We start from the raw sequence: 11,782 nt of genomic DNA on the forward strand, positions 1-11,782 counted from the left end.
AAGGGTGCGCAATGGCCGTTACTGTACTGAAAAAAGGAACTCTGGCGCTGGCAGGTTTACTGCTGGTGGCACAGGCGCAGGCGACTGAACTGTTAAACAGTTCGTATGACGTCTCCCGCGAGCTGTTTGCCGCCCTTAATCCACCGTTCGAACAACAGTGGGCAAAAGACAATAACGGCGACAAGCTGACCATCAAGCAGTCCCACGCCGGGTCGTCCAAGCAGGCGCTGGCGATTTTGCAGGGCCTGAAAGCGGATGTGGTGACCTACAACCAGGTGACCGACGTGCAGATCCTGCACGACAAGGGCAAGCTGATCCCGGCTGACTGGCAGAGCCGCCTGCCGAACAACAGCTCGCCGTTCTACTCCACCATGGGCTTCCTGGTGCGTAAGGGCAATCCGAAGAACATCCACGACTGGAGCGACCTGGTGCGTTCCGACGTGAAGCTGATTTTCCCGAACCCAAAAACCTCCGGTAACGCGCGCTACACCTATTTAGCCGCGTGGGGCGCGGCGGACAAGGCTGACGGCAACGACAAAGCCAAAACCGAGCAGTTCATGACCCAGTTCCTGAAAAACGTCGAAGTGTTCGATACCGGCGGCCGCGGCGCGACCACCACCTTCGCCGAACGCGGTCTGGGTGACGTGCTGATCAGCTTTGAATCCGAAGTGAACAATATTCGCAAGCAGTACGAAGCGCAGGGCTTCGAGGTGGTTATCCCGAAAACCAACATCCTGGCCGAGTTCCCGGTAGCGTGGGTGGATAAAAACGTGCAGGCGAACGGCACCGAGAAAGCGGCAAAAGCCTATCTCAACTACCTGTACAGCCCGCAGGCGCAGACCATCATTACCGATTACTACTACCGCGTGAACAACCCGGACGTAATGAACAAGCTGAAAGATAAGTTCCCGCAGACCGATTTGTTCCGCGTGGAAGATCATTTCGGCTCCTGGCCTGATGTGATGAAAACGCATTTTGCCAGCGGCGGTGAGTTAGACAAACTGCTGGCGGCGGGGCGTAAGTAATGTTTGCAGTTTCGACAAAACGCGTGCTGCCGGGCTTTACCTTAAGCCTCGGTACCAGCCTGCTGTTCGTCTGCCTGATCCTGCTGTTGCCGCTCAGCGCGCTGGTGATGCAGCTTGCTCAGATGAGCTGGGCGCAGTACTGGGAGGTCATCACCAACCCGCAGGTGGTGGCGGCCTATAAGGTGACGCTGCTGTCGGCGTTTGTCGCCTCCATTTTTAACGGCGTGTTTGGCCTGCTGATGGCGTGGATTTTAACCCGCTATCGCTTCCCGGGCCGCACGCTGCTTGACGCCCTGATGGATCTGCCGTTTGCGCTGCCGACGGCAGTGGCAGGCTTAACCCTCGCGTCGCTCTTCTCCGTGAACGGGCTGTACGGCGAGTGGCTGGCGAAATTTGACATCAAAGTGACCTACACCTGGCTCGGTATCGCGGTGGCGATGGCCTTTACCAGCATCCCGTTTGTGGTCCGTACCGTGCAGCCGGTGCTGGAAGAGTTGGGTCCGGAATACGAAGAAGCGGCGGAAACGCTGGGCGCCACGCGCTGGCAGAGCTTCCGCAAGGTGGTTCTGCCGGAGCTCTCTCCGGCGCTGATGGCGGGCGTCGCGCTGTCGTTTACCCGCAGCCTCGGTGAGTTCGGCGCGGTGATTTTTATTGCCGGGAACATCGCCTGGAAAACAGAAGTCACCTCGCTGATGATTTTCATCCGTTTGCAGGAGTTTGATTATCCGGCGGCGAGCGCGATTGCCTCGGTGATCCTGGCGGCGTCGCTGCTGCTGCTGTACTCGATTAACACTCTGCAAAGTCGCTTTGGTCGACGTGTGGTAGGTCACTGATGGCGGAAGTTACGCAATTGAAGCGATACGATGCACCCCGCATCAACTGGGGTAAATGGTTTCTGATTGGGGCGGGCGTGCTGGTTTCCGCCCTCATTCTCGTCGTGCCGACGGTTTATATCTTCGTTCAGGCGTTCAGCAAGGGCCTGATGCCCGCGCTGGAAAATCTGGCGAACCCGGATATGCTGCATGCCATCTGGCTGACCGTGCTGATTGCGCTGATCACCGTGCCGGTGAACCTCGTGTTCGGGACCCTGTTGGCCTGGCTGGTGACCCGCTTTAACTTCCCGGGACGTCAGCTGCTGCTGACCCTGCTGGACATTCCTTTCGCCGTATCGCCGGTGGTGGCGGGTCTGGTGTACCTGCTCTTTTACGGCTCCAACGGCCCATTGGGCGGCTGGCTGGATGAGCATAACCTGCAGATCATGTTTGCCTGGCCGGGCATGGTGCTGGTCACCATCTTCGTGACCTGTCCGTTTGTGGTGCGTGAGCTGGTGCCGGTGATGTTAAGCCAGGGGAGCAACGAAGACGAAGCGGCGGTGCTGCTGGGCGCGTCTGGGTGGCAGATGTTCCGTCGCGTGACGCTGCCAAATATCCGCTGGGCGCTGCTTTACGGCGTGGTGCTGACCAACGCCCGCGCGATTGGTGAGTTTGGTGCCGTGTCCGTCGTCTCCGGCTCTATCCGGGGGGAAACCCTGTCGCTGCCGCTCCAGATTGAGCTGTTGCAGCAGGACTACAACACCATCGGCTCGTTTACTGCCGCAGCGTTGCTGACGCTGATGGCCATCTTGACCCTGTTTTTGAAGAGTGTGGTGCAGTGGCGTTTAGAAAATCAGGAAAAACGTCAGCATCAGGAGGGAAATCATGAGCATTGAGATTGCCAATATTAAGAAGTCTTTTGGTCGCACCCAGGTGCTGAATGATATCTCGCTGGATATCCCTTCCGGACAAATGGTGGCGCTGCTGGGGCCGTCTGGCTCGGGTAAAACCACGCTGCTGCGTATTATCGCCGGGCTTGAGCATCAGACCAGCGGGCACATCCGCTTTCACGGCACCGACGTGAGCCGCCTGCATGCCCGCGATCGTAAAGTAGGTTTTGTGTTCCAGCATTACGCGCTGTTCCGCCACATGACCGTGTTCGACAACATTGCGTTTGGCCTGACGGTGCTGCCGCGTCGCGAGCGTCCAAATGCAGCGGCTATCAAAGCCAAAGTGACCAAACTGCTGGAGATGGTGCAGCTTGCGCATCTGGCGGACCGTTTTCCGGCCCAGCTTTCCGGCGGTCAGAAGCAGCGCGTGGCGCTGGCGCGCGCGCTGGCCGTTGAGCCGCAAATCCTGCTGCTGGATGAACCTTTCGGCGCGCTGGACGCGCAGGTGCGTAAAGAGCTGCGCCGCTGGCTGCGCCAGCTGCATGAAGAGCTGAAATTCACCAGCGTCTTCGTGACCCACGATCAGGAAGAGGCGATGGAAGTCGCGGATCGCGTGGTGGTCATGAGCCAGGGCAACATTGAGCAGGTTGACGAGCCGGAGCAGCTCTGGCGCGAACCGGCGACCCGCTTCGTGCTGGAGTTTATGGGCGAGGTAAACCGTCTTCAGGGCACTATTCGCGGCGGCCAGTTCCACGTTGGCGCGCACCGCTGGCCGCTGGGCTATACCTCCGCGCATCAGGGGCCGGTCGATCTGTTCCTGCGTCCGTGGGAAGTGGACGTGAGCCGCCGAACCAGCCTGGATTCACCGCTGCCGGTGCAGGTGCTGGAAGCTAGCCCTAAAGGTCACTACACCCAATTGGTGGTACAGCCGCTGGGCTGGTATACCGAGCCGCTGACCGTGGTGATGCGCGACGACGTGCCGCCGCACCGGGGCGAGCGCCTGTTTGTTGGGCTGCAGCACGCCCGTATTTATCACGGGAAGGAGCGCATCGAGACGCGCGAGGATATTGCTCTGGCGGAGTCAGCCTGATAGGTTAGGATTACGTAGTTTTGCCGGGTGGCGCTGCGCTTACCCGGCCTACAATATGACGTCTGTAGGCCCGGTAAGCGAAGCGCCACCGGGCTTTTTATTGGACAGCGATCATGAATACATTAGAACACACCATCGGCAACACTCCTCTGGTCAAGCTTCAGCGCATGGGGCCGGACAACGGCAGTGAAATCTGGGTCAAACTCGAAGGCAATAACCCGGCGGGGTCGGTGAAAGACCGCGCGGCGCTGTCGATGATTGTCCAGGCCGAAAAGCGCGGAGAAATTAAGCCTGGCGACGTGCTGATTGAGGCCACCAGCGGCAACACCGGTATCGCCCTGGCGATGATCGCCGCGCTGAAAGGCTACCGCATGAAGCTGCTGATGCCGGACAACATGAGCCAGGAGCGCCGCGCCGCGATGCGTGCCTACGGGGCCGAGCTGATTCTGGTGACCAAAGAGCAGGGAATGGAAGGCGCGCGCGACCTGGCGTTAGAAATGGCCGAGCGCGGCGAAGGTAAGCTGCTCGATCAGTTCAACAATCCGGACAACCCTTACGCGCACTACACCACCACCGGCCCGGAAATCTGGCAGCAAACCGACGGGCGTATCACCCATTTTGTCTCCAGCATGGGCACCACCGGTACCATTACCGGGGTATCGCGTTTTCTGCGCGAGCAGGAAAAAGCCGTCACCATCGTTGGCCTCCAGCCGGAAGAGGGGAGCAGCATTCCGGGTATTCGCCGCTGGCCGGCGGAGTATATGCCCGGCATCTTTAATGCGCAGCTGGTGGACCAGGTGCTGGATCTTCACCAGCGCGAGGCGGAAAATACCATGCGTGAGCTGGCCGTGCGCGAAGGTATCTTCTGCGGCGTCAGTTCGGGCGGCGCGGTAGCGGGTGCGATTCGGGTAGCGCAGGCAAACCCGGGGGCGGTAATAGTTGCGATTATTTGCGATCGCGGCGATCGCTATCTGTCTACCGGCGTCTTTGGTGAAGAGAGTTATTCGCAGGGGGCGGGGATTTAAGCGTCATGGAGATGATTCTATTCCGGGATAATACCCGGGCGCAGCAAACCGACATTGTCGCCGTGCAGTCGCAGGTGGTTTACGGCAGCGTGGGGAACAGTATTGCGGTACCGAATATTCGTACCCACAGGCTGAACGTTACCGCCGTGCCGACGGTACTGTTTAGCAACACGCCGCACTACGACACGTTTTATGGTGGGGTGATCCCCGACGAGTGGTTCAGCGGCTATCTAAAGGCGCTGGAAGAGCGCGAGATCCTGCGCGAGCTTAAAGCGGTCACCACCGGCTATATGGGCAGCGCCAGCCAGATCGTCCTGCTGGCTCAATGGCTGAAGGCGGTCAAAGCGCAGCATCCTGACCTGCTGGTGCTGGTCGACCCGGTTATCGGAGATATCGACAGCGGTATGTACGTGAAGCCTGAGATCCCGCAGGCGTATCGGGAACACCTGCTGCCGCTGGCGCAGGGGATTACGCCGAACGTCTATGAGCTGGAAGTGTTAAGCGGCAAACCGTGCCGTACGCCGGAAAGCGCCATCGCGGCGGCGCAGGGACTGCTCTCCGATAGCCTGAAATGGGTGGCGATCACCAGCGCGCCGGTGGCCGATGACCCGGAAAACATCCACGTGGTGTTGGTGACGAATGAAGGCGTGACCGTCAGCGCGCATCCGCGCGTAGAAACCGATCTGAAAGGGACGGGCGACCTGTTCTGTTCAGAACTGGTGAGCGGAATTGTTGAGGGGAAAACCGTTGCCGATGCCATTCGCATGGCCGGCGATCGGGTGACTGACGTGATGCTCTATACCCAGTCGAAAGGCTACGACGAGCTTATCCTACCGGCATAAACAAAAATGGCGCCCGAAGGCGCCATTTTTCTGTGCGGCAAGAATTACTTCTTGATGCGGATAACCGGGGTTTCACCCACGGTGACGCTGCCAGACAGTTTGATCAGTTCTTTGATTTCGTCCATGTTGGAGATAACAACCGGCGTCAGGGTAGACTTGGCTTTTTCTTCCAGCAGTGGCAGATCGAATTCAATTACCGGGTCGCCAACTTTAACACGCTGGCCTTCTTCCGCGATACGTTTGAAGCCTTCGCCTTTCAGTTCAACGGTGTCGATACCGAAGTGAACGAACAGTTCGATACCGCTATCAGATTCGATAGAGAACGCATGGTTGGTTTCAAAAATTTTACCGATGGTGCCGTCAACTGGAGCAACCATTTTGTTGCCAGTTGGTTTGATAGCAATGCCATCACCAACGATTTTCTCAGCAAACACTACATCCGGCACGTCTTCGATGTTGACGATCTCGCCGGAGAGCGGAGCAACAATCTCAATAGTTCCGGAGTCTTTCTTATCATCAGAAACCAGAGATTTCAGTTTATCGAACAAACCCATGATCTTCTCCTAAGCAGTAATTTGGGCCGCATCTCGTGGATTAGCAGATTGTTTTTTCTTCAATGAACTTGTTAACCAGCGTCATTAACTCGTCCGTTGTCGGTTGAGCAAGAGCCTGCTCTGCTAACACCTTCGCATCTTCGAAGTTCGTGTTACGGATAATCTTCTTAATGCGCGGGATGGAAATGGCGCTCATAGAGAATTCGTCCAGACCCATACCCAGCAACAGAAGTGTAGCACGTTCGTCGCCTGCAAGCTCACCACACATGCCAGTCCATTTACCTTCTGCATGAGAAGCATCAATAACTTGCTTGATCAAGTTCAGTACGGACGGTGACATTGGCTGGTAGAGATGTGAAATCATATCATTACCACGGTCAACTGCCAGGGTGTACTGCGTTAAATCATTGGTGCCGATACTAAAGAAATCAACTTCTTTGGCTAAATGACGCGCAATGGTCGCCGCCGCAGGTGTTTCCACCATCACGCCGATCTCGATTGACTCGTCAAACGCTTTACCTTCGTCGCGCAGTTCCTGTTTGTAGATTTCGATCTCTTTCTTCAGTGCACGCACTTCTTCAACAGAGATGATCATCGGGAACATGATGCGCAGTTTACCGAAAGCAGAGGCACGCAGGATCGCGCGAACCTGGTCACGCAGGATCTCTTTACGATCCATCGCGATACGGATTGCACGCCAGCCCAGGAACGGGTTCTCTTCTTTCGGGAAGTTCATGTACGGCAGCTCTTTGTCGCCGCCGATGTCCATGGTACGGACGATAACCGCCTGAGAGCCACACGCTTCAGCCACGGCTTTATAAGCAGCAAACTGCTCTTCTTCCGTTGGCAGCGCGTCGCGGTCCATGAACAGGAATTCTGTACGATAGAGACCGACGCCTTCCGCACCGTTGCGCTCAGCGCCATCAACGTCGCGGACGGTACCGATGTTTGCGCACACTTCGACCTGATGGCCGTCCAGGGTGATGGCTGGCAGGTCTTTCAGCTTAGCGAGTTCCGCTTTTTCAGTCGCAACCTGCTCCTGAACCGCGCGCAGTTTATCGATCTCTTCATTGGTTGGGTTAACGTAAACCAGATTGTTTACGGCATCCAGAATCAGATAGTCGCCGTTTTTCACCTGAGAGGTGACGCTACCGGTACCCACGATGGCAGGCAGTTCCAGAGAGCGCGCCATGATAGAGGTGTGCGAGGTACGGCCACCCGCGTCGGTGATGAAACCGAGGACCTTTTTCAGGTTCAGCTGTGCAGTTTCAGACGGGGTGAGGTCAGCGGCAACCAGGATCACTTCATCCTGAATCGCGCTCAGATCGATGATGGCCAGACCCAGGATGTTGCGCAGCAGGCGCTTACCGATGTCACGTACGTCAGCCGCACGCTCTTTCAGGTATTCATCATCCAGTTCTTCCAGGGCAGTTGCCTGACCTTCGATAACTTCATGCGCAGCCGCGTCGGCCGTCATGCCTTTATCTTTAATCAGGGCTATGATTTCCTGCTCCAGCTCCTCATCTTCGAGCAGCATGATGTGCCCTTCGAAGATGGCTTCTTTTTCTTCACCGAAAGTTTCGCCAGCTTTAGTTTTGATTGCTTCCAGTTGCGCAGATGCCTTGGCACGACCGCTCAGAAAACGTTCAACTTCCTGATCAACCTTGTCGGCAGAAATTTTTTTCCGGTCGATGACGATCTCGTCTTCTTTCAGCAGCAGTGCTTTGCCGAAAGCGATACCCGGGGATGCTAAAATGCCTGAAATCATAACCCTACCTTACTTGTGACTGATATTTAAAAGAACCCGGAAACTTACTCGAGCTCAGCCATCAGTTTTACCAGATGCTCAACTGCTTTCTGCTCGTCTTCACCTTCTGCAGAGATGGTGACAACGGTGCCCTGAGTCAGGCCCAGAGTCTGCAGTTTGAACAGGCTTTTTGCGCTCGCGCTTTTGCCGTTGGAAGTCACAGTGATTTCAGAAGTGAAGCCTTTTGCTTCTTTAACAAACTGAGCAGCAGGGCGGGTGTGCAGACCGTTCGGAGCGGTAATGGTAACTTCTTGCTGGAACATTGTATTTCCCCAACTTATAGGTTTAGTGTTGTGGAACTAAAGTCTAGCCTGGCGACTGAACTTTAGCCTGTATTGTTAGCGCTGACGTTTCGATCGTCATTAAACATTATGCAGCGAAAGCAAGACTTGAACCAAATCATAAAATCGATTCAGCAAGGCTATTTCATTCACCGATTAATTTCACGCATCAAAATAATTGCTGGTTTAAATACCAGACCCAACGGGGTGAAGCAATGCCAGGAGGGGCAAAAGTTTGAAGCAGGCCACAAAAAAGCACCTGAAAAGGTGCTTTTTTACGCGTTATTAACATGCTGGCACTACTGTTGCAGCTCTTTTTCGGTAAACAGATCGGCAAACAGTGCGGTGCTCAAGTAACGCTCGCCCGAAGAAGGAAGGATAACCACAATATTCTTGTTGGTAAAGGCTTCATCTTCCTGAAGCTTGAGCGCTGCCGCAACGGCCGCACCGGAAGAGATACCCGCCAGAATGCCTTCTTCATCCATCAGGCGACGCGCGGTAGAAATGGCTTCTTCGTTAGTGATGGTTACCACTTTATCGATCAGCTTCAGATCCAGGTTGCCCGGAATGAAGCCTGCGCCAATACCCTGAATTTTATGCGGGCCTGGTTTAAGCTCTTCACCCGCCAGTGCCTGGGTGATAACCGGTGAGTCAGTTGGCTCAACGGCAACGGTGATCAGGTCTTTTTTACCCTTTGTGCCTTTAATATAGCGTGACACACCGGTCAGCGTACCGCCGGTACCTACGCCGGAGATAAAGACGTCAACCTGGCCGTCGGTATCTTCCCAGATTTCCGGACCGGTGGTCTTCTCGTGAATTTCCGGGTTAGCCGGGTTGCTGAACTGCTGAAGCAGCAGATATTTCGCCGGATCGCTGGCCACAATCTCTTCAGCTTTCTGAATGGCACCCTTCATGCCCTTCGCGCCTTCGGTCAGCACCAGGTTCGCGCCCAGCGCTTTGAGCAGCTTACGACGCTCAATGCTCATGGTTTCTGGCATGGTCAGCGTCAGCTTGTAGCCACGCGCGGCGGCCACATAGGCCAGAGCGATACCGGTGTTACCGCTGGTCGGTTCCACCAGCTCAACGCCAGGCTTCAGTACGCCACGTTTTTCAGCATCCCAAATCATGTTTGCACCGATACGGCATTTTACGCTGAAGCTCGGGTTACGTGATTCGACCTTCGCCAGAATGCGTCCATTACCGATACGGTTCAGTCGAACCAGGGGCGTATGACCGATAGTCAGCGAGTTGTCTTCATAAATCTTACTCATGGCCTGTCCTTAACTGTATGAAATTGGGATACCGACCCAGCATACCTGTTGAGCAGGTAGGGGGAAGTAAGGAATTCGCATATCTATATACTGCAAGGAAATAATGGGGATCAGTATGGAATAAGGGGCGGCATAAGCCACCCCTGCTTTACACATTTTTGCATTATTTCCATAACGCGTGCTTAGCACGGTAGCAGTCGACCCACATCGCCGTCGCGCCGCAGACGGCGACGGGCATGATGAACAGATTCAGGAAGGGAATCATGGTGAACAGGCTGGTCAGCGCGCCAAACTGCATATTGGCGACCTTCTGGCTGCGCAGGGCGGTGCGCATCTCTTTAAACGGCACCTTGTGGTTATCGAACGGATAGTCGCAGTACTGGATGGCCAGCATCCAGGCGCTGAACAGGAACCACAGCACTGGTGCCACCGTCTGGCCAATGCCTGGCACAAAATAGAGGATAAGCAGCACGACCGCGCGGGGCAGGTACCAGGCAAACTTCTGCCACTCGCGCTTCATAATGCGTGGCAGGTCTTTCATGATCCCCAGCACGCCCGTGTCCGGCGGCGTCGCACCGGTAAGCCGCGCTTCCAGCTGTTCCGCCAGCAGACCGTTGAACGGTGCGGCTATCCAGTTGGCAATCGTCGAAAAGAAGTACCCAAACACCAGCAGCACGGAGATCACCGCCACCGGCCAGAGCAGGTAGTTAAGCCACTGCAGCCAGTCCGGCACGTAACTCATCAGCGACGGGATCCAGCTCTCCAGCTTTGTGAATAGCCACCAGAACGCGCCGCCCATCAGAATAATGTTGATCAACAACGGCAGAATCACGAAGCGTCGAATCCCCGGCAGGGAGACCAGTTTCCAGCCCTGAGAAAAATACCAGACGCCGCTGCGCGGGGGAGAAGAAGATGTTGAAACCATAGCCAGGCTGTACTCCTTTTTACACAACCAGTGGAATTGCCCGCCTATATTATCCACTTACGGAGCAATGACCAGTTCGGAAATGTTCGAAAAACCAGCAAAAAGCACGATTTCCTTCATCTTTATGCTGTGAATGCTCTGCACACACTTGCACTTGACGTAAACGGCAAATACTCTTAGTGAGTAAATGTTTGCCGTGGTGGCAAGGTGTTAGAACAACAGAGAATATAATGATGCAGGATTTGCGTCTGATATTAATCATTGTTGGCGCGATCGCCATAATCGCTTTACTGGTACATGGTTTCTGGACCAGCCGTAAAGAGCGTTCCTCGATGTTTCGCGATCGCCCACTGAAGCGCATGAAGTCCAGTCGTGACGACGATGACAGTGAAGATGACATCGACGGCAGCGATGACGACGGCGTGGGTGAAGTTCGTGTTCATCGGGTCAATACTGCGCCCGGCGCAGGCCATGGGGAGCATGAAGCGCCTCGTCCTTCGCAGCACCAGTATCAACCGCCGTATGCTTCTGCACAGCCGCGCCAGTCAGCGCCGCAGCCTGTGGAAGAACCGGTGCGCCAGCCGCCGCAACAGCCTGTCTATCAGCAGCCTGCTGCGCCACAGCCGGTTCAACAGCAACCGGTGCAGCAGCCCGTGCAGCAACAGCCTGCTCAACCGGTACAACAACCGCAGCAGCCTGTTCACGTACAGCCTGCGCCTCAGCCTGCTCCACACGTTGAGCCTGAGCCCGTTGCAGAACCAGAGCCGGTTGTTGAAAAACCGCAGCGTAAAGAAGCGGTGATCATCATGAACGTGGCCGCGCATCACGGCAGCCATCTTAACGGTGACGTGCTGCTCAACAGTATTCAACAGGCAGGATTCAAGTTTGGCGATATGAACATTTTCCATCGTCACCTGAGCCCTGACGGTAGCGGCCCGGCGCTGTTCAGCCTTGCCAACATGGTTAACCCTGGCACCTTTGATCCGGAAATGACCGGTGATTTCGTGACCCCGGGCGTCACTATCTTTATGCAGGTGCCTTCTTACGGCGATGAACTGCAAAACTTTAAGCTGATGCTGCAGTCCGCTCAGCACATCGCTGACGAAGTCGGCGGTGTGGTGCTCGACGATCAGCGTCGAATGATGACCCCGCAGAAGCTGCGCGAATATCAGGACCGCATCCGCGAAGTTAAGGAAGCTAACGCGTAATAGTCGCGCTTACTTCAACTCCTCCTCAACCCCCGCCTGTCGGGGGTTTTTT

12 protein-coding genes are annotated in these 11,782 nt (G+C 55.7%); 7 read left to right on the forward strand and 5 right to left on the reverse strand.

The features are described 5' to 3' along the window. Positions 1-11 precede the first annotated feature (11 nt). The 6 genes from ACZ6J2_RS05945 (at position 12) to pdxK (ending at position 5,684) form a co-directional block, all read left to right on the forward strand. Positions 12-1,025 carry a sulfate ABC transporter substrate-binding protein gene (locus ACZ6J2_RS05945; protein ID WP_047652632.1) on the forward strand — a complete coding sequence of 338 codons (1,014 nt, stop codon included), beginning with the start codon at positions 12-14 and terminating at the stop codon, positions 1,023-1,025. Beyond that, positions 1,025-1,858, forward strand: coding sequence for a sulfate/thiosulfate ABC transporter permease CysT (gene cysT / locus ACZ6J2_RS05950; protein ID WP_061097449.1), 834 nt, complete (start codon positions 1,025-1,027; stop codon positions 1,856-1,858). The genes ACZ6J2_RS05945 and cysT overlap by 1 nt, the downstream gene beginning before the upstream one ends. Next, entirely contained in the window at positions 1,858-2,733 is an 876-nt protein-coding gene (gene cysW, locus ACZ6J2_RS05955) for a sulfate/thiosulfate ABC transporter permease CysW (protein WP_023308733.1), read from the forward strand. Before cysT ends, cysW begins: the two co-directional genes overlap by 1 nt. Further along, on the forward strand, positions 2,723-3,817 hold the full coding sequence (cysA, locus tag ACZ6J2_RS05960; RefSeq protein ID WP_004853015.1) for a sulfate/thiosulfate ABC transporter ATP-binding protein CysA: 1,095 nt from the start codon (positions 2,723-2,725) through the stop codon (positions 3,815-3,817). The genes cysW and cysA overlap by 11 nt, the downstream gene beginning before the upstream one ends. A 113-nt stretch (positions 3,818-3,930) precedes the next feature. Continuing rightward, positions 3,931-4,842 (forward strand): cysteine synthase CysM, encoded by a 912-nt coding sequence (gene cysM, locus ACZ6J2_RS05965; RefSeq protein WP_063440621.1) that lies wholly within the window; start codon positions 3,931-3,933, stop codon positions 4,840-4,842. A 5-nt stretch (positions 4,843-4,847) separates the two neighbouring features. Further along, positions 4,848-5,684 carry a pyridoxine/pyridoxal/pyridoxamine kinase gene (gene pdxK, locus ACZ6J2_RS05970; RefSeq protein WP_023332955.1) on the forward strand — a complete coding sequence of 279 codons (837 nt, stop codon included), beginning with the start codon at positions 4,848-4,850 and terminating at the stop codon, positions 5,682-5,684. Positions 5,685-5,728: 44 nt separating this feature from the next. Here the strand turns inward: pdxK and crr are convergent, their stop codons facing one another. From crr to cysZ, 5 genes are all read right to left on the reverse strand, one after another. After that, positions 5,729-6,238: a PTS glucose transporter subunit IIA gene (gene crr, locus ACZ6J2_RS05975; protein WP_003861316.1), complete on the reverse strand. Its 510-nt coding sequence runs from the start codon at positions 6,236-6,238 to the stop codon at positions 5,729-5,731. 40 nt (positions 6,239-6,278) lie between these two features. Continuing rightward, positions 6,279-8,006 carry a phosphoenolpyruvate-protein phosphotransferase PtsI gene (gene ptsI / locus ACZ6J2_RS05980; RefSeq protein WP_023332954.1) on the reverse strand — a complete coding sequence of 576 codons (1,728 nt, stop codon included), beginning with the start codon at positions 8,004-8,006 and terminating at the stop codon, positions 6,279-6,281. A gap of 44 nt (positions 8,007-8,050) precedes the next feature. Beyond that, positions 8,051-8,308, reverse strand: coding sequence for a phosphocarrier protein Hpr (ptsH, locus tag ACZ6J2_RS05985; protein WP_000487600.1), 258 nt, complete (start codon positions 8,306-8,308; stop codon positions 8,051-8,053). A 317-nt stretch (positions 8,309-8,625) separates the two neighbouring features. Next, entirely contained in the window at positions 8,626-9,597 is a 972-nt protein-coding gene (cysK, locus tag ACZ6J2_RS05990) for a cysteine synthase A (RefSeq protein WP_014884739.1), read from the reverse strand. 163 nt (positions 9,598-9,760) lie between these two features. After that, complete coding sequence (cysZ, locus tag ACZ6J2_RS05995; RefSeq protein WP_039263698.1) at positions 9,761-10,522, reverse strand: sulfate transporter CysZ; 762 nt, start codon at positions 10,520-10,522, stop codon at positions 9,761-9,763. Between the two features lie 230 nt (positions 10,523-10,752). Here cysZ and zipA point away from each other — a divergent pair, with 230 nt between their 5' ends. Then, positions 10,753-11,730, forward strand: coding sequence for a cell division protein ZipA (zipA, locus tag ACZ6J2_RS06000; RefSeq protein ID WP_471725166.1), 978 nt, complete (start codon positions 10,753-10,755; stop codon positions 11,728-11,730). Positions 11,731-11,782 lie beyond the last annotated feature (52 nt).

The organism is Enterobacter sp. E14S, from assembly GCF_055666685.1.